This is a genomic window from Stenotrophomonas maltophilia, assembly GCF_006970445.1.
GTDB classification, from domain to species: domain Bacteria; phylum Pseudomonadota; class Gammaproteobacteria; order Xanthomonadales; family Xanthomonadaceae; genus Stenotrophomonas; species Stenotrophomonas maltophilia_AU.
This window is the reverse complement of record NZ_CP033877.1, coordinates 1,754,310-1,772,516: the sequence shown is the minus strand read 5'-3', so window position 1 is coordinate 1,772,516 and position 18,207 is coordinate 1,754,310. Positions and strand designations below refer to the sequence as shown.

17 protein-coding genes are annotated in these 18,207 nt (G+C 66.2%); 6 read left to right on the top strand and 11 right to left on the bottom strand.

Translation table 11 applies throughout. The features are described from left to right. Window positions 1-240 precede the first annotated feature (240 nt). Together hchA and EGM71_RS08225 are read left to right on the top strand one after the other, a co-directional pair. A complete protein-coding gene (gene hchA / locus EGM71_RS08230) occupies window positions 241-1,113 on the top strand; it encodes a glyoxalase III HchA (protein ID WP_188489052.1) in 873 nt (290 codons plus the stop codon). A gap of 4 nt (window positions 1,114-1,117) precedes the next feature. After that, a complete protein-coding gene (locus tag EGM71_RS08225) occupies window positions 1,118-1,822 on the top strand; it encodes a PA1136 family autoinducer-binding transcriptional regulator (RefSeq protein WP_188489050.1) in 705 nt (234 codons plus the stop codon). A 20-nt stretch (window positions 1,823-1,842) separates the two neighbouring features. On the opposite strand, the gene EGM71_RS08220 is transcribed toward EGM71_RS08225, so the two are convergent. Next, complete coding sequence (locus EGM71_RS08220) at window positions 1,843-3,069, bottom strand: cytochrome P450 (protein WP_188489048.1); 1,227 nt, start codon at window positions 3,067-3,069, stop codon at window positions 1,843-1,845. 402 nt (window positions 3,070-3,471) lie between these two features. On the opposite strand from EGM71_RS08220, the gene EGM71_RS08215 reads away from it, so the two are divergent. Further along, window positions 3,472-4,329: an endonuclease/exonuclease/phosphatase family protein gene (locus EGM71_RS08215; RefSeq protein ID WP_188489046.1), complete on the top strand. Its 858-nt coding sequence runs from the start codon at window positions 3,472-3,474 to the stop codon at window positions 4,327-4,329. Between the two features lie 19 nt (window positions 4,330-4,348). Here the strand turns inward: EGM71_RS08215 and EGM71_RS08210 are convergent, their stop codons facing one another. Continuing rightward, the gene (locus EGM71_RS08210; RefSeq protein WP_049414598.1) at window positions 4,349-4,612 is read right to left on the bottom strand and encodes a hypothetical protein; all 264 of its coding nucleotides are present in this window, start codon (window positions 4,610-4,612) and stop codon (window positions 4,349-4,351) included. A gap of 141 nt (window positions 4,613-4,753) precedes the next feature. On the opposite strand from EGM71_RS08210, the gene EGM71_RS08205 reads away from it, so the two are divergent. Beyond that, window positions 4,754-5,131: a VOC family protein gene (locus EGM71_RS08205; protein ID WP_188489044.1), complete on the top strand. Its 378-nt coding sequence runs from the start codon at window positions 4,754-4,756 to the stop codon at window positions 5,129-5,131. Between the two features lie 44 nt (window positions 5,132-5,175). On the opposite strand, the gene EGM71_RS08200 is transcribed toward EGM71_RS08205, so the two are convergent. From EGM71_RS08200 to EGM71_RS08175, 6 genes are all read right to left on the bottom strand, one after another. Then, complete coding sequence (locus EGM71_RS08200) at window positions 5,176-6,597, bottom strand: efflux transporter outer membrane subunit (protein WP_188489042.1); 1,422 nt, start codon at window positions 6,595-6,597, stop codon at window positions 5,176-5,178. Then, window positions 6,591-7,328 carry an SDR family oxidoreductase gene (locus EGM71_RS08195; protein WP_188489040.1) on the bottom strand — a complete coding sequence of 246 codons (738 nt, stop codon included), beginning with the start codon at window positions 7,326-7,328 and terminating at the stop codon, window positions 6,591-6,593. Before EGM71_RS08195 ends, EGM71_RS08200 begins: the two co-directional genes overlap by 7 nt. 64 nt (window positions 7,329-7,392) lie before the next feature. After that, window positions 7,393-10,563, bottom strand: a complete 3,171-nt coding sequence (locus EGM71_RS08190) for an efflux RND transporter permease subunit (protein WP_182267612.1) — start codon at window positions 10,561-10,563, stop codon at window positions 7,393-7,395. A gap of 112 nt (window positions 10,564-10,675) precedes the next feature. Next, window positions 10,676-11,902: an efflux RND transporter periplasmic adaptor subunit gene (locus EGM71_RS08185; RefSeq protein WP_188489038.1), complete on the bottom strand. Its 1,227-nt coding sequence runs from the start codon at window positions 11,900-11,902 to the stop codon at window positions 10,676-10,678. A 91-nt stretch (window positions 11,903-11,993) separates the two neighbouring features. Then, a complete protein-coding gene (locus EGM71_RS08180) occupies window positions 11,994-12,764 on the bottom strand; it encodes an SDR family NAD(P)-dependent oxidoreductase (RefSeq protein WP_188489036.1) in 771 nt (256 codons plus the stop codon). Further along, entirely contained in the window at window positions 12,761-12,988 is a 228-nt protein-coding gene (locus EGM71_RS08175; protein ID WP_188489034.1) for a hypothetical protein, read from the bottom strand. The genes EGM71_RS08180 and EGM71_RS08175 overlap by 4 nt, the downstream gene beginning before the upstream one ends. 147 nt (window positions 12,989-13,135) lie before the next feature. Here EGM71_RS08175 and EGM71_RS08170 point away from each other — a divergent pair, with 147 nt between their 5' ends. Continuing rightward, the gene (locus EGM71_RS08170) at window positions 13,136-14,167 is read left to right on the top strand and encodes a LysR family transcriptional regulator (RefSeq protein WP_005409107.1); all 1,032 of its coding nucleotides are present in this window, start codon (window positions 13,136-13,138) and stop codon (window positions 14,165-14,167) included. 459 nt (window positions 14,168-14,626) lie between these two features. On the opposite strand, the gene EGM71_RS08165 is transcribed toward EGM71_RS08170, so the two are convergent. Both EGM71_RS08165 and EGM71_RS08160 read right to left on the bottom strand, forming a co-directional pair. Continuing rightward, a complete protein-coding gene (locus EGM71_RS08165) occupies window positions 14,627-15,322 on the bottom strand; it encodes an OmpA family lipoprotein (RefSeq protein ID WP_008267948.1) in 696 nt (231 codons plus the stop codon). 139 nt (window positions 15,323-15,461) lie between these two features. Beyond that, entirely contained in the window at window positions 15,462-16,877 is a 1,416-nt protein-coding gene (locus EGM71_RS08160) for a cryptochrome/photolyase family protein (RefSeq protein WP_188489032.1), read from the bottom strand. A 109-nt stretch (window positions 16,878-16,986) separates the two neighbouring features. On the opposite strand from EGM71_RS08160, the gene EGM71_RS08155 reads away from it, so the two are divergent. Then, window positions 16,987-17,571 carry an SMI1/KNR4 family protein gene (locus tag EGM71_RS08155; RefSeq protein WP_188489030.1) on the top strand — a complete coding sequence of 195 codons (585 nt, stop codon included), beginning with the start codon at window positions 16,987-16,989 and terminating at the stop codon, window positions 17,569-17,571. A gap of 19 nt (window positions 17,572-17,590) precedes the next feature. Here EGM71_RS08155 and EGM71_RS08150 read toward each other — a convergent pair whose 3' ends face one another. Next, complete coding sequence (locus EGM71_RS08150) at window positions 17,591-18,205, bottom strand: inorganic diphosphatase (RefSeq protein ID WP_188489028.1); 615 nt, start codon at window positions 18,203-18,205, stop codon at window positions 17,591-17,593. Between the last annotated feature and the right edge of the window lie 2 nt (window positions 18,206-18,207).

Here is an 18,207-nt window from a genome sequence, read left to right as displayed (position 1 = left end):
GGATGTTGAGGCTGACGCGCAATGCTCGGGCGAATCTTTTCATTTTCACTCCTTTGCCTGCTGTGTGGTTATGCCGGGATTATCCCGGCACCGGCTAGATAACACGACATAATCCCGCTGTCCAACCGGACGGGTGGCGCGCTGCAGCATCCGGGTTGCGGCCGATTGAGGGGAATCCCTCATCGCGCCTGCGCACGCGGCCTCCTATGCTGGGCTCACTTTCCCCCAACGGAGGTCCGCATGAACACGCAAGAGCCCAGCCGCCAGCCCAGCCCAGATCCGGCCGAGCGCGATGCCTTCTTCCCGTCGCCGTACTCGCTGTCGCAGTTCACCTCGCCCAGGAGCGACCTGTCCGGGGCCGACTATCCGGATGCGCGCCGCGATGGCCGCTGGAAGGTGCTGATGATCGCCGCCGACGAGCGTTATCTGCCGACCGCCAATGGCCATCTGTTCTCCACCGGCAACCATCCGGTGGAAACCCTGCTGCCGATGTACCACCTGGACAAGGCCGGCTTCGACATCGACGTGGCGACGCTGTCCGGCAACGCCGTCAAGTTCGAGTGGTGGGCCTTCCCGCACGAGGACCGCGAAATCGGCGCACTGTACGAACGCTACGAGGCGCGCTTCCGCCAGCCGTTGCAACTGGACGAGGTGGTGGCCGGCCTGGGAGCCGATTCGGACTATGCCGCCGTATTCATTCCCGGTGGCCACGGCGCACTGATCGGCCTGCCGGAGAGCGCGGCGGTGAAAGCCACGCTGCAGTGGGCCATGGCCAGGCAGCGCCACATCATCACCCTCTGCCATGGCCCGGCGGCGCTGCTGGCGGCGGGCGTCGACGAAGCCGATGGTGGCTCGCTGTTCCGTGGCTACCGCATCTGTGCCTTCCCCGACGCCATGGACCGGCAGACACCGGAGATCGGCTACATGCCGGGGCAGCTGCGTTGGTTCTTCGGTGAACGACTGGCCCAGCAGGGCGTGCAGATCGTCAATGAAGGCATCGATGGCAGCGTGCTGCAGGATCGCCTGCTGCTGACCGGCGACAGTCCGCTGGCCGGCAACGCGTTGGGCAAGCTGGCCGCGCGTACGCTGCTCGATGCACTGGCGGGGCGCTGAGCCCATGCCTGCGCTGGTGCCCGCGCTGCTGGAACTGGAACAGGCGCGGTCACTGCCTGCGGTGGGCGGCGTGCTGCGCGCCGCCGCCTCACCCTTGGGCTACGATCGACTGCTGGTGTTTGCCACCGGGACCGGGCTGGAACGCGACGCGCAGCGCGTGTACTGGATCGAGGGTGACTGGTTCGGCGACGGCAGCGATACCGAACTCGCCCGCTACCTGCACGCCTGCCCGGTCAACCGCCATGTACTGGACAGCAATGCGCCGTTCTTCTGGAGCAAGCGCCAGGGCGTGCGCGGCGAACGCTATCAGGTGGTGAAGCAGCCGCGCGGCGATGGCCTGCATGGGTTGCAGGTGCCGGCGTTCGGCCCGACCGGCCTGGAGGGTGCGGTCAGCTTCGCCGGCACCTCGATTGATGCGTCCGCCAGCGCGCGCCTGCTGCTGGAAATGGTCGGAACGTCAGCCTTCCGTGCAGCGCGGCGGCTCGCCGAAGCGCCGGCGGATGTTCCCGCAGGCGCGCTGAGCGCACGCGAACGCGAGGTGCTGCGCTGGGTCGCCGCCGGGCGGCGCCAGGCTGAAATCGCGGCCACGCTGGGGCTGTCTGCACGCACGGTGGAGAACCACCTGCGGCGAGCGCGACAACGGCTCGGCGTAGCCACCACCGCGCAGGCGGTGCGCGCGGCAGCCCGCCGTGGCGAGATTGAAGACTAAGCCAAGTACTGCGGTCACTGTCAGCTGCGCCGCGGCGTCAACGTACCGATGAAGTCGACCGGAATGGCAAAACCTTCCAGCTGCATCCACGGTGCTGGATCAGCCTGTACCGTCAACTCGAAATCGCGGGTCACCAGCGCACAGAACAAGAGCAACTGCGCATGGCCGACCGCACTGCCGATGCAGGCCCGCGAGGAGAATCCGAAGGGCACGTACGCGCCCTTGTTGGCCTGGCGTCGCTCGGGCAACCAGCGATCAGGATCAAAGCTGTCCGGGTTCTGCCAGTACTCCGGCGAATGATGCTGGAAGTAGGACGACAACTCGTACGCCCCGCCCTTGCGGATGCACACGCCCTCGATATCGATATCGTGCGAGGCCGGACGATGCAGGGCGAACAGTCCCGGCCACAGCCGCAGGGTTTCCTTGACGAAGCGCGACGTGCACGGCAACGACTTGATCGGCAGCGCGTACAGCTGCTCCAGGCTCAGCGCCGAGGTTTCCTCACGGATGCGGGCGTGCCAGTGCGGAAAACGGTGCATCGCGTACAGCAGGCTGGCCGCAGTGATGCCAGGCAGGCCTGACATACCGGCCAGCACCATCGACACCAGATAGGCCACACGATCCACCCCGACCCGTTCCACCAGCGGAAGCAGGGATTGCAGGAAGTCCTCGCGCGGCATGGTCTCGCGCGCACGGCGGCGGATGTGCCGTGACACCGTGCGGGCCGCGCGGCGGGAAAGATGGAAATCGATGATCCGCCGCCAGAACGAGAAGTTCTGCAGCACGATGGCGTTGTATCGGGTCTTCTGTTCGCCGATGAGGGCATCGACGTCGGCACGGCTCAGGCCATCGATCAGCAGCGGCAACAGCGACTGCGAGATCGTCCACCAGCTCAGTTCGCTGAGGTCATGCGGCCGATCCGCACGCTGGGCCAGGAAGCCGTGCATGCGCGTGTAGAGGTCGCGCATATGCCCGGCACTGGCCAGCCGCCCGGCCTGCTCGCTCAGCAGTGCCCGCACCTCGCGCCATGCGACGGGATCCCTGGCGCTGCGCAGCCCAAGAAAATCAATCAGTGAATCCGGTACGGTGTGCTGGTCGGTGTTGGCCTTGTCGATCCTGACCGCCAGGGCCGGATCAAAGATGCCGACAACATCATTGTTGAAGCGCAGTACCGGCCCTTCGCGACGCACGCGTTCGAGCAGGTCGTCGATGGAAACCACTTCCGCATCCGCTGCACGCTCATCCATGCCCTGTCTCCGATGCCAGGGAAGATCATCGACCTTCCCTGGCGATGTCATCGAATACTGGAGTCCTTCCGGTCAGAAGATATTCCAGTAGCGATACTTGGAACGGATGCACTGCGTGGAATTGTCCAAACGCAGGTTCAGCGACACCTGCAGGGCGCGAATCAATCGTGTCATGGCACAGCTCCTTGTGGTTCCGTTGAGGGTTGTTGCTGCGGTGCCGGGTTCAGTGGCCGGCAACGCCGTTCTAGCACGCAGGCCCGGGCCGGCGGGTCAATACGCTGTCAAGGCCCTGCTGAATACGCCGCGGCGACCGGCGGATACCGCCAGCGCACGCACAGCCATGAACAGGCATTCCGTGCGATGCTCCATGAAACCGTTTTCATGGAATGGAGGGATTCCACGATGTTGTCGTGTTTTCGTCGCCCCGCGCTTTCTGCACTGCTGGCGCTTGCCCTGCCTGTGACCAGCGCCTGGGCCGCAGCCCCCGCACCGTTGAAGGTGATGTCGTTCAATGTGCGCACCCCGGCCGATACCGAACCCGGCAAGCGCTGGCCCGACCGTCGCGATGCGATGGTGAAGGTGATCCTCGACGCGCACCCGGCAGTGATCGGCACCCAGGAGCTGGTGCAGGAGCAGGCCGAGTACCTGGCCGGACACCTCCCCGGCTACCGCTGGTTCGGCGAGGGCCGCCGCGGCGGCAGCAGCGACGAGCACATGGGTGTGTTCTACGACAGCAAGGTGCTGGCGATCGAGGAATCAGGCAACTTCTGGCTGTCCGACACGCCTGATGTGCCCGGCAGCATCACCTGGGGCAACCTGTATCCGCGCATGGTCACCTGGGCGCTGTTCCGCCGCATCGACGACGGCCGCCGCTTCTATTTCATGGATACCCACCTGCCCTACCGCGACGAGGACGAGCCACGTCGGGTAAAGGGTGCCGAGCTGATCGGCAAGCGCCTGGCCAGCGTGCCGGCCGATCTGCCGGTGGTGCTGACCGGAGACTTCAACAGCGAGCCCGGGGGCGATACCTACAAGGCATTCACCCGCGTGCTGCACGACACCCGGACCCAGGTGAAAACACCGCAGGGCCCGCGACTGACCTTCCATGATTTCACCGGCAAAGCCACCGTGCAGCTGGACTGGGTGCTGGTGCGCGGTTTCCATGCGCGCAGCTTCCTGACCGATGACCGCCGCATCGATGGCGTGCTGCCATCGGATCATTTCCCGCTGGTGGTCGAACTGGACTGGCCGAAGCACTGACTCCTCACGGCAGCCGCGGCTACAGCGGCGGCTGCCGCGACAGCAGGCGATACAGCGCCTGGTGCTGATCGCGCGCCTGGCAGATGCGGGCCCCGATTGCCAGGAACACGGCGACGCCGATCAGGCCCAGCCCCAGCATCGAATCCTGCAGGCGCAGGAAACCGACCGCGGCGGCCATCGTCGCCAGCACCAGCAGCACCACGACCGCCACCGACAGCCCCGCACCTGGTGGGCCCGGATCGCCGAACAACATCCGTTGGGTATCCCGCCTTCCGTCCGCCATCGCCTGTCCTCGCAAGTACCTGACCCACTAGTTACACGGCGGGCTCCCGTTTCGGCAGAGTCAGAAACGTCACGAACGTGAAGGGGTACGCAGACCGCACCGCGCTACCCTGCCTCGTACCCCCGAACTGCGGAGCAGGACATGGCACACCAGAGCCGACTGGCTGGATTCATCATCGACTGCCAGGACCTTCCGGCCGACGAAGGTGCCCGCTTCTGGGCCGCCGCACTTGGGCTGCAGGCGCAACCGGCGCGCGTCGAAGGGGGCGCCGAATATGCCGACCTGCTGGGCGCACCTGCAGGCCTGAACGTGGAAGTCCAGCGTGTCGAGCACCCGTCACGGGTGCACCTGGATATCGAGAGCGACGACATTGATGCCGAGGCGGATCGCCTCGAGAAGCTGGGGGCGCGCCGCATCGGCTTCGTCAAACGCTGGTGGGTGATGGAGGCACCCAGTGGACACCGCTTCTGCGTCGTGCGCATGCGCGAGCGTGGTACCCCGGCCAACCACTGGCCTTGAAAGCAGAAGGGGACGGACGCCATGGCCTCCGTCCCCTGCTGTGGTTACTGCACCTGCGCCACGCTCGGTTGCTGCGGTGATTGCCCCCAGCCACCCAGCGCCTTGTACACGCCCACCACGCTGACATTGACTTCGGACTCAGCCGCTGCCAACGCATCATCGGCGGCCAGCTGCGTGCGCTGCGCATCCAGCAGGGTCAGGAAGTCTTCCGAGCCCTCGCGATAGCGGATCTGCGCCAGCGATTCGGCACGCCGTGCCGCCTGCGCCTGCTCGACCACGATCGCCAACCGTGCCTGCTGCTTGGAATAGCGGGTCAGCGCGTTCTCGGTGTCTTCCAGGGCCAGCAGCACGGCCTGCTCATACTGTGCTGCCACACCTTCGGCCTCAGCCTTGCTGGCACGCAGGCGTGCACGCACGGTACCGAAGTCGAATGCCGCCCAGCTCAGCGACGGGGTCAGCGACCAGGCCTTGTTGTTGCCATTGACCAGGCCACTGGCATCGCCGCCAAGGAAGCCGACGAAGCCGGACAGCGACAGCCGCGGGAACAGGTCCGCGGTGGCCACGCCCACGCGTGCGGTCGCGGCGGCCAGGCGACGCTCGGCCACGCGCACGTCGGCGCGCTGGCGCAGCAGTTCGCGGGTATCGCCCAGCGGCAGCGCCTTGGCGAAGGCTGGTACGTCATGCGGTGCGAGCATGTCGGTCAGCACTTCCGGGCGCTGGCCCAGCAGCACGGCCAGCCGGTTGCGCGACTGCGCCTCGGACACTTCCAGCAATGGGATGTCAGCCTCGATCGCCTTCAGGCGGGCACGGCTGCTCTGCACATCCAGCTCGCTGCCTGCGCCCAGTTCCCAGCGCGCCTCGGTCAGCTTCTGCGTATCGCGCAGGTTTTCCAGCGTGTGCTGGGCCACCGCGATGCGCTTCTGCGTACCCCGCAGCTCGAAGTAGTTGCGTGCCACTTCAGCGGCGACCAGTACCTGCGCGTCGGCCAGGTTGGCCTGCTCGGCACCGAGGTCGGCACGCGCGGCTTCAGCAGCACGGCGCTTGCGGCCGAACAGATCCAGCTCCCAGCCGGCGTCGAAGCCGAGCTGGTAGCTTTCACTGAACACCCGCTGCCCACCCAGCTGCGGATCGGGTTGCTTGCGGCGGTCGTAGCTGCCGCCCGCGGTGATGTGCGGCGCCTGGTCGAAGCGGCTTTCGACGAACACCGCGCGGGCCTGGCTGACGCGGGCCACGGCCACGCGAAGATCCAGGTTGTCCGACAGTGCGCCGTGCACCAGCTGTTCCAGCACCGGATCATCGAACTGCGCCCACCAGCTGGCCACCGGCGAGACGGTACTGAACACCGGCTGCTGTGCGCTCTGCAGGACCACCGGCTCCTGCGCCGGGGCCTTGTAGTTCGGGCCGACGCTGACACAGCCTGCCAGCACCAGGCTGGAGACGGCCATCGCCAACGTGCGGATCACCATGGCAGCACCTCGCCCAGGTAGGTGAAGCTGCCGTTCGGGCCTTCATGGCCGATCAGTGCCATCTGCACGCTGGAACGCGCGCCTTCGGCGATTTCGATTTCGCCCTGGCCACCGTTCATGTCGGTCTTCACGTAGCCCGGATGCACGGTGTTGACCTTGATCTGCGAGCTGCGCAGTTCGTGTGCCAGGGCCAGCGTCCAGCTGTTCACCGCCGCCTTGGAGGCGTTGTAGGCCGGGATCTTGAAATCGTAGATGCCCGATGCCGGATCGGCGTGCAGGGTCTGCGAACCGAGGATGCTGGAAACGTTGACGATGCGTCCGGCCTTGGCCTGCTGCAGCAGCGGCAGGAACGCCTGGGTCACCGCGACCAGTGCATAGACGTTGGTGTCGAAGGTGCGGCGCCAGGTATCCAGCGACTGCTCCGAAGGCAGCTGCGCCGGGTTTTCCAGCAGCACGCCGGCGTTGTTGACCAGGATGTCGAGGCGGCCGTGGCGTTCGCGCACCTGCTGCACGGCGTCGGCGATGCTGGCGCCGTCGGTGACGTCCAGCTGCAGCGCTTCCACCGGCAGGCCCTCGGCCTGCAGCTTCAGCGCCTGCTCCACGGCGGTCTCGCGCTTGCGGCCAGCCAGCAGCGTGTGCACACCGGCCTGGGCCAGCTGGCGCACGGTCTCCGCGCCGATGCCACGGGTGGCGCCGGTGACCAGCGCGATCTTGTTCTGATGGGAATTCATGGATGCATGCCTTGTGAGGGGAAAGCCGCCGCCGGCCAATGACCGGCGACGACGGGGTTCCATGTCAGTGGTGGATGGTCGGCTCGCCGTGCTGCACCAGCTGGCCACCACCGTTGCGGGTGACGAACTTGCGCAGGGCCACGTAGAACACCGGCGTGAGGAACAGGCCGAACAGGGTCACGCCCAGCATGCCGGCGAACACGGTGATACCGGTCACCGAGCGCACCTCGGCGCCTGCACCGTGCGACAGCACCAGCGGCACGGTGCCGGCGATGAAGGCGATGGAGGTCATCACGATCGGGCGCAGACGCAGGCGGCAGGCTTCCAGCGCGGCTTCAACGATGCCCTTGCCGCCCATCTCCAGCTCTCTGGCGAATTCGACGATCAGGATCGCGTTCTTGCACGCCAGGCCCATCAGCACCACCAGGCCGACCTGCACGAACACGTTGTTGTCGCCACCGGTCAGCCACACGCCGAACAGTGCGGACAGCAGGGTCATCGGCACGATCAGGATCACCGCCAGCGGCAGCGACCAGCTCTCGTACAGCGCGGCCAGCACCAGGAACGCCAGCATGATCGCCACCGGGAAGACGATGAAGGCCGCCTTGCCCTGGGTCGCCTGCTGATAGCTCAGGTCGGTCCATTCGGTGGTCATGCCCACCGGCAGCACCTTGCCGGCGATCTCGGTCAGCTTGTTCATCGCCTCGGCCGAGGACAGCAGGCGCGGGTCGGCTTCACCGGCCAGGTCCGCTGCCGGGTAGCCATTGAAGCGCAGCACCGGGTCCGGGCCGAAGGTCTGCTTGATGGTGACCATCGAACCAATCGGCACCATCTCGCCGCGGTCGTTGCGGGTACGCAGCTTGCCGATGTCCTCGACCGTCTCGCGGTACGGACCATCGGCCTGGGCGATCACCTGCCAGGTACGGCCGAACTGGTTGAAGTCGTTGACGTAGGCCGAACCCAGGTAGGTCTGCAGCGTGTCGAACAGTTCGGTGAGCTGCACGCCCTGTGCCTTGGCCTTGACGCGGTCGACCTCGGCATCCAGCTGCGGCACATTGGCCTGGTAGCTGGAAATCGGGAAGGCCATGCCCGGCGTCTGCGCAACGGTGCCCTGCATCGCCTGCACCGCATTCTGCAGCGCGCCGTAACCCAGGTTGCCACGGTCCTCGATGAACATCTGGTAGCCGTTGCCGTTGCCCAGGCCGAGGATCGGCGGCGGCATCATCGCGAAGGCAAAGCCTTCCTGCAGTCCGGCAATCTTCTGGTTGATCTCGGCATTGATCTGCGCGGCGGTGCGGCCATGGCGCTCGGCGAACGGCTTGAGCGGAATGAACGCCACACCGGTGTTCGGCGTGTTGGTGAACTGCAGCGCGTTCAAACCCGGGAACGAGATGGTGTGGGCCACGCCATCGGTTTCCTGGGCGATCTTGGCGACCTTGCGCAGCATTTCATCGGTGCGCGCGATCGACGAACCTTCCGGCAGCTTCACACCGGCGATCAGGTACAGCTTGTCCTGGGTCGGGATGAAGCCCGGCGGCACCAGCTTGAAGATCACGCCAGTACCGACCAGCAGGATCGCGTAGACCACGAACACCGCGCCACGACGGCCGAGGATGCGGGCCACGCCACGCTCGTACTTCTCCGAGCTGGACTTGAAGAAGCGGTTGAACGGACGGAACACCCAGCCGAACAGGCGGTCGATCAGACGGCTCGGCGCATCCTTCGGCGCACCATGGGCCTTCAGCAGGCGCGCGGCCAGGGCCGGCGACAGGGTCAGCGAGTTGATCGCCGAGATCACCGTGGAAATGGCGATGGTGACTGCGAACTGCTTGTAGAACTGGCCGGTAACGCCGGACAGGAAGGCCATCGGCACGAACACGGCACACAGCACCAGCGCAATCGCCACGATCGGGCCGGAGACCTCGCGCATGGCCTGGTGGGCCGCTGCGGTGGGGGACAATCCTTCCTCGATGTTGCGTTCGACGTTCTCCACCACCACGATCGCGTCGTCGACCACGATGCCGATCGCCAGCACCAGGCCGAACAGGCTCAGCGTGTTGATCGAGAAGCCCAGCAGGTACAGCGCGGCGAAGGTACCCACCACCGACACCGGCACCGCGATCAACGGAATGATCGACGCACGCCAGGTCTGCAGGAACAGGATCACCACCAGCACCACCAGGGCGATCGCTTCCAGCAGCGTGGAGACCACGGCCTTGATCGAATCGCGCACGAAGATGGTGGTGTCATACACCGCTTCGTACTTGACGTCGGCCGGCATGGTCTTCTGCATCTCGTCCATCGTCGAGATGACCTGGTCACGGATCTCCAGTGCATTGGCACCCGGCGACTGGAAGATACCGATACCGACCGCGTTCTTGCCATCCAGCTGCGAGCGCAGGGTGTAGTCGCCGGCACCCAGTTCCAGGCGGGCCACGTCGGCCAGGCGCACGATCTCGCCATCGGTGCCGCTTTTGAGCACGATGTCGCCGAATTCCTTTTCGGTCTTCAGGCGGCCCTGGGCGTTGATCAGGGTCAGGAACTGGCTGTTCGGCAACGGTTCGGCGCCGAGCTGGCCGGCCGAAACCTGCACGTTCTGCTCGCGCATGGCACGCACCACGTCGCTGGCGGTCAGGCCGCGCGAAGCCACCTTGTCCGGGTCCAGCCAGGCGCGCATGGCGTAGTCGCCGCCACCGAAGATCTGCGCGTCACCCACGCCCGGAATACGCGCCAGCGCATCCTTGACGTGCAGGCGGGCGTAGTTGCGCAGGTAAAGGGTGTCGTACTTGCCTTGCGGCGAGGTCAGGTGCACCACCATCAGGAAGGTCGGCGACTGCTTCTGCGTAGTCACGCCCTGCCGGCGCACGTCCTCGGGCAGGCGCGCCTGCGCCTGCGCCACGCGGTTCTGCACCTTCACCGCCGCCGCGTCCGGATCGGTACCCGGGCGGAAGGTGACGGTCATCTGCAGCACGCCGTCCGAGCCGGCAACCGACTTCAGGTACATCATGCCTTCGACGCCGTTGATCGCCTCTTCAAGCGGCGTGGCAACGGTCTCGGCAATGACCTTGGGGTTGGCGCCCGGATACACCGTACGCACGACCACCGACGGCGGCACCACTTCGGGGTACTCGCTGATCGGCAGGATTGGAATCGTGATCAGGCCTGCGGCGAAGATCACGATCGACAGCACCGCCGCGAAGATCGGCCTGTCGATGAAGAAACGGGAAAAGTCCATGGAGGAATTCCTGGGAAAGGCATTCGGCGGGCAACAGCCACCCTGCCCATCGCCGAGATGACGAAGGCAGGGAAGGCTGCCGCTGGCGCCGGCAGCTAAGCGGGGACGCGGATCAGTGGTTCAGTGCGGCAGTCGCATCACGGCCCGGTGCCGGCGGCGCAGCCTGCGGCTGCATCGCCACGGCCTTGGCCTGCACCGGCATGCCCGGCATGAAGACCTTCTGCACGCCGTCGATGATCACCTTGTCGCCGGCGGCCAGGCCGTGCTCGACAATGCGCAGGCCGTCGGCGGTGCGGCCGAGCTGGATGTCACGGCGCTGGGCCTTGCCATCCTTGTCGACCACGTACACGTACTTGCGGTCCTGGTCGGTCAGCACGGCCTTGTCGTCGATCAGCAGCGCCTGGAACTGGCCGCTGCCGAGCAGCTGCACACGGGCGAACAGGCCCGGCGTGAACTGGCGGTCGGCGTTGTCCAGCAGCGCGCGGACGCGGATGGTGCCGGTGCTGCGGGCCACCTGGTTGTCGAGGAAGTCGACCTTGCCCGCATGCGGGTAGCCCTCTTCGCCGGACAGGCCGACCTTCACCGGCAGTTCGCTGTCACGCTCGCTCGGGCGCTCGCCCTTGCGTGCCATCTGTGCGTAGCGCAGGAAGGTGCTTTCGTCGGCATCGAAGTAGACGAACACGGTATCCAGCGAGACCAGCGTGGTCAGCACGCTGGCGCTGTCGCCGGCGGTGACCAGGTTGCCGGCGGTGACCATCGCGCGGCCGGCCCGGCCATCGATCGGCGCACGCACCTTGGTGAACTCCAGGTTGAGGCGGGCCGCATCCAGTGCCGCCTGCGCGGCCTGCACGGCGGCGCCGGACTGGTCGGCGGCCGCACGACGCTGCTCGGCGGTCTCGGTGGAGATCGCCTGCTGCTCGGACAGCCGCTTGGCACGCTCGGACTCGCTGCGGGCCAGCGTGGCCTGGGTGCGGGCACGGGCCAGTTCGGCGGCGGCGCGATCGTACTCGGCCTGGTAGCTGCGTGCGTCGATGGTGAAGAGCACTTCGCCCTTCTTCACTTCCTGGCCTTCGACATAGTTGACCTTGTCGATGTAGCCGGACACGCGCGGGCGCAGTTCAACGCTCTGTACCGCTTCGACGCGGCCGCTGAACTCGTCCCACTGGCTGACCTGCTTGACCAGCACCGGCGCGGCGCTGACCTGCGGCGGCGGCGGTGCACCGGCTTCTTCGGCATGGCCGCCGCTGCAGGCCGCAAGCACGGCCGCGGCGAGGATCGACACGCCGACCATCGCGATGCGATGGCCGAAACGATGTGGGGTGGTATTGGGGGAAGTCATGGCATGCATCCGTACGGAGGGGTGGTACAGCTATATGAGAACGTGTTGCAAAAATCGGCGGCGCATACTGCGACCTCAACCATGGTCGAGGTCAAGCGACGCCTGCGGTATCGCGCCACAGTGGAGGGACATCCAGGTGCAGCAGGCCGCGCGGCAGTTCGGCATCGCTGCTGTCGCAGCGGACGATGGCGCGGTTGTCGCGGCAACCATCCAGCAGCGAGACCACGCGACGGCCGACGAGCAACGAGCTTGGCCACTCGATGCAGGCGTTGGCCGCGTTGGCCGGGGTGCACACCGGGCTGCAGACTTCCAGCATCTGTGCACGCACGCCCAGCGCCTGCGCTTCCTGGTGCACCACCTGTGCATACATGCGCAGCGCGGCGGTGGTGATCGAGGTCTCGCCGTAGCCCGCCCAGGGCTTGGCGTTGGCCGGGCTGCCGATCATCACGTAGCGGCGCGCATGCACGTTGTCCTGCAGCAGCGGCAGCAGGTGGCGCACAGCGTGCACGTGCGGCATCAGGTCGGCCTGCATCGCACCCAGCAGCTCATCGCCGTTGCGGTCGGTCACCCGGCCGCGACGGTAGGGGCCACCCATCGCCGCGATCACCGCCGCCAGCGGACGCGGGCGCTGCGCGATGCGTTCGGCCAAGGCGCGGGCCGAGCCGTCGTCGCTGAGCGAGCCCAGCAGCGTCTCCAGGCCGGGCTCGTCGGCGAACTGCTCGTGCAGCGCGGCCAGCCGGCCCGGATCGCGGCCAACCACCAGCACCGGGCTGCCGGCTTCCAGCAAAGCGCCGACCACGCCCTGGCCGACGGCACCGGTGCCGCCGAGAACCAGGACTTCGGGCGTCAGTATCCCATTCACGGGACATTTCCTCCCAAATCCGGGATAGTCCCGATCCGGCGCAGCCGGTCACCCTTGTGCGGGACCAGGCGGATGGCACCGCCACGCTGCTGACGCATGGGCGCGGTAAACTCACGAAAGTCCTTGTGTACCAAGGAACTCGGACGGGCTTCGACGGTCATCGCCAGATCCAGGGCGTTCTGGCCGGCATGCCGGAAGCGGGCAAGAATGTTGCGCAGGCTCATGGCGAGGGGGCTCCATTTCACGAATGGCGCCACGATAGACCTCAAACCTTTACTTGATTAGTCCTGATTAAGGGGAATAATCATCCCGCTCCCGGTCCAATCGTTCTGTCACGATTGTCCCATCCCCGACGTCCAGGATCCCCGACCATGTCCCACGATCTCAACGAGACGCTGATCTTCGTCAAAGTGGTCGAGCAAGGCAGTTTCATTGCCGCTGCCAAATCGCTCGGCCTGCCCAAGACCACGGTCAGCCGCAAAGTGCAGGAGCTGGAAACGCGCCTGGGTGCGCGACTGCTGCACCGGACCACGCGCCGCCTCGGCCTGACCGAAGCCGGTTCGATCTACCACGAGCATTGCCAGCGCATCGCGCGCGAGCTTGAAGAAGCCGAAAGCGCGGTGAGCCAGTTGCAGTCCGGCCCGCGCGGCTGGCTGCGCTTCACCGTTCCCTATTCGATCGGCATCACCTGGATCGCCCCGCTGCTGGGCCAGTTCCATGCGCAGTATCCGGAGATCCGCCTGGACATGCACATGGGCAACGAGAAGCTGGACCTGATTGCCGGCGAAGCGGATCTGGCGCTGCGCGTGGGTGCCCTTCCCGATTCCAACCTGGTCGCGCGCAAGCTGGGCAGCCTGCGCACGCAGGTGTTCGCCAGCCCGGCCTACATCGAACGCTATGGCGAGCCGCTGCATCCGGAAGAGCTGCAGTTCCATCGCATCCTGGCGATGCGCAAGCCATATCACACCGGTAATTCGCCGCGCTTCACCTGGCAGCTGGGCGAGAACGGCGGCGAGCTGCGTGACTTCCCGGTCACCCCGCTGATGACCGCCAATGACATGTCCGCACTGAACGGTGCACTGGTCTGTGGCGAAGGCCTGCTGCTGACCGGCGACGTGATGGCCAAGCCGTTCGTTGAGTCGGGCATGGTGCGTCGCGTGCTGGCCGGCTGGACCGGCCCGGAAGTGGACTTCAATGCCGTGTTCGCCGGCGGCCGGCTGGTCTCGCCGAAGGTGCGGGCGTTCGTCGACTTCCTGGTCGAAAAGCTCAACTTCGACGCCAACTACATGCTGGCGCAGTGCCCGGGCGCGAAGCTGGCGCAGCAGCAGAAGGAAAAGGAAGACGCCGCGCTGGAAAGCAGCGGCAAGCGGATCCTGGAGAAGGTTGCCGCGTCGGCGGCGTAACCGGGTTCTGTGGAGTCGAGCTTGCTCGACTTGGTTTTCCGAACGGCGCCGACCTTGGTCGGCGCCGTTCGGAAAAGCCGCCACCGGGAGCGCTAACGGCGTGCCGAGCAACGCTCGGCACCCACAAAAATGCCGCCTGCAAGGGCGGCATTTTCGTTCCGGCTACCTGGCTTCCGGTAGATGCCGACCTTGGTCGGCGCCATTCGGAGAAGCCGCAACCGGGAGCGCTGTCGGCGTGCCGAGCAAGCTCGGCACCTACAGAAAATGCCGCCTGCAAGGGCGGCATTTTCGTTCCGGCTACCTGGCTTCCGGTAGATGCCGACCTTGGTCGGCGCCATTCGGAGAAGCCGCAACCGGAAGCGCTATCGGTGTGCCGAGCAACGCTCGGCACCTACAGAAAATGCCGCCTGCAAGGGCGGCATTTTCGTTCCGGCTACGCCGGAACCGTAACGCTACGCGTTACTGCTTGAGCGGAATCACGCGGATCTCGACGCGGCGGTTCTTGGCGCGGCCGGCATCGGTGCTGTTGTCCGCAATCGGGTACGACTTGCCGGCGCCCAGCGTTTCGATACGCACGCTCTGCACGCCCTGGCCGATCAGGTACTGCGCGACCGAGTCGGCGCGCTCCTTCGACAGGCGGTTGTTGACCGCGTCGCTGCCGATGCTGTCGGTGTGGCCGACCACTTCGATCATGGTCTGGTTGTAGTCACGCAGGGTGCCTGCCACGCCGTTGAGCGAACCGTAGAACTGCGGCTTCAGGGTCGCCTTGCCGAAATCGAAGGTGATGCCGTCCGGCAGGTTCAGCATGATGTTGTCGCCCTGGCGCTGAACATCGATGCCGGTGTTGGCGGTGCGCTCGCGCAGTGCGCGTTCCTGGCGATCCTGGTACTGGCCGACCGCGGCGCCGCTGAGCGCACCGATGCCGGCGCCGATCAGCGCGTGCTGACGACGCTCGGTGGCGCTGTCGCCGGTCAGCAGGCCAGCAGCCACACCAATCGCGGTGCCGATCAGCGCGTTGCGGCCGGTGCGGTTCTGCTGCTCGGTCGGGTTGCCGTACTGGTCACTCTGTACGTACGAGCCGCCGGTGGCGCAGGCCGACAGGACGGCCGCACTCATCAGGGCCAGTGCGACGTTGCGGGTGGTGTTGCGGATCATGAGGTTCTCCTTGGTTTCCGGTTGGCCGGCGGCCTGCGGGCGCAAAGAGAATAAACAGCCCGATGCGATGCCGGAATGATGATCGGGCACGCCGACAGGGCCGCGTTCAGCTAACTGACCGAATCGCCCAGCCCGCACTTTACCCCGCTCCCGACTGCCGGTAGGCAGCCAGTGCAGCATCGCGGCCGGTGGCCAGGTCCACCAGCGGAGTACGCGGATAGCCCGGGGCATGCGCGGCCAGCAGCAGCGGATGCTGCCACGGTGCGAAGCGCGCCTTCACCGGCAACGCCGCCAGCTCGGGCACCCAGCGGCTGATGTAGCGGGCTTGTGGGTCGAACTTCTCGGCCTGGGTGACCGGATTGAACACGCGGAAGTACGGCGCAGCATCGGCGCCGGTTCCCGCCACCCATTGCCAGCCCATCGTGTTGTTGGCCAGGTCGGCGTCGACCAGGGTATCCCAGAACCAGCGCGCGCCATGCAGCCAGTGCGCGCGCAGGTGCTTGCACAGATAGCTGGCAACAATCATCCGCACCCGGTTGTGCATGTAACCGGTATGCCACAGCTCGCGCAGGCCGGCATCGACGATCGGCACGCCGGTGTTGCCACGCTGCCAGTCGTGCAGTTGCGCTGCAGTGGGCGCGGCCCAAGGGAACCGATCGAAACGCGGATTGAGGTTATCGGTCGGCGTCTTCGGGAAGTGATGCAACAGGTGGTAGGCGAAATCACGCCAGCCCAGTTGCCGCAGATAGCCGTCGATGTCGGCATCGGTGCCGGCACTACGCAGCCTCTCCAGCGCATGCGCGATGCGCCACGGCGCGATCTCGCCGAAATGCAGATGCGGCGACAGTCGCGAGGTGCCGACCCGGTCCGGCAGATCACGCTGCTCGTGGTAACCGCGCAACGCGCCGTCCTCGAACACGGACAACGCCTCCAGCGCGCCGGCCTCGCCCGGCTGCCAGTGCTCCCAGAAGCCGGCATCCCAGTCCAACGTGGGCGCCAGCCGCAGCTCGTCCAATGCGAGGCCGTCGACCGAGTGCGCGGTCAGTGCCTTCGGCGCGGCACTCAGCGTCGGCAGGCGCCAATGACTGAGTACGTTGCGCCAGTACGGAGTGAACACCTTGTACGGCTGACCCTGCTGTGTCGCGATGTCCCAGGGCTCGAACAACAGGCTGCCATTGCAGCTCTGCGCGTCGATGCCCTGCTCACGCAGCGTGCGCTTGATGGTGGCATCGCGAGGCTGGGTGGCCGGCTCATACTTGCGGTTCCAGTACACCGCCTCGGCACCGGTCTGCTCGATAAGCAACTGGAGGGCCGACAGGCTGTCACCGCTGCGCAGTACCAGCGACGAGCCGCGCGCGCGCAGGTCAGCGTCCAGTGCATCCAGTGAACGGTGGCGCCACGCATCGGAGGCCGCGCCAGGCACCCACTCGCCCTCCTCGTGCGGCGCGTGGACGTAGACCGGCACCACATCGTGACCCGCGTCCAGCGCGGCCTGCAGAGCCGGATTGTCCTGCAGCCGCAGATCACGGCGGAACCATACCAACGCTACCGACACATGCACCGCCTTCGTTGTGGAAGGCGGACATGATAGCCAGCGGCGGTGAAGGAGATGCGCGCAGACGCCATCTGCTAGGCTGCACGGCCGCTACCCGTTGGGCTCTGACATGGATGATCTGCACGCCTCATTCGCCCGCTTCGGGCTGCTGCATGCCCAGCACGAGCGTGACTGGCAGGGCCCGTTCCCGCTGCCCCCGGCACTGGCGTGCTTCTACGCGCAGGTCGGGCCGCTGGGCGAAGAGATCAATGCCAGAGTTGGCCGCGCCGGCATCACCGTTCCCGGCCTTGATGTCTGGATACCGCCACTGCAACGACTGTGGAGCCAGCAGGCCGGCTATCGATGGCACGGCATCAGCGGCGAACGGATCAACGACTGGCCATCGAACTGGCTGGTGATTGCCGATCGCGGCGCTGATCCGTTCATCCTCGACCTGGACGACGGCCGTGTGCTGTTCAGCCACCACGGTGGCGGCCTGCTGGATGCCGGCGAGATCACTACCGATGTGCCGACCTTGATGGCGGCTCTGGCTGCTGCAGGCACGGTGTACCTCGATGCCGGCGATGACCTCTACAACGACGATGACGATGGCGGCATCCGTCCTGAATACCAGGAGGCAGCCGTACAGGCGGTGGCCCGGGTACTGGGCGACCGCATGCAGGCCGAGTCGTTCATCGAGACGTTGCTGGACTGAATCCACGCATGGCGTGGATCTACTTTTCGAAGCGCTTCATCGCTTCGATGATCAGCGTGCGCGCCTCGGCAGCATTGCCCCAGCCGTTGAGCTGCACCGGGTTGCGCCCGGCCGGCAGGTCCTTGTAGACCCGGAAGAATGCCTCGATGCGCTGGCGCTCGACCTCCGGCAGATCCGCCAGGTCACGGACGTTGGCATAGGTCGGATCGACCTTGTCGGTCGGCACGCCGATGATCTTCTCGTCGTGCTCGCCGCCATCGATCATTTTCAGATACCCGATCGGCCGGAAACGCACGATCACACCCGGATGCAGGGGCTCACGGGTCAGCACCAGTGCATCCAGCGGATCGTTGTCGCCAGCCAGGGTGCGCGGCATCGAGCCGTAGTTGGCCGGATAGGCGACCGGCATCGACTGGAAGCGGTCCACATGCACCAGACCGTCTTCCTTGATCTCGTACTTGGTGAAGCTGCCGGCCGGAATCTCCACCGCCAGATTCACCTCCTGTGGGGCCTGCTTCGGCTGGGCCACCAGGAACGGATGCAGCACGGTATCGGCAGCGGTCACCGCACTGGCCAGCAACAGCAGGGCGGCACCGATGGCAGCGAGAGGAACGATGCAGCGGGGCGTGGTCATAG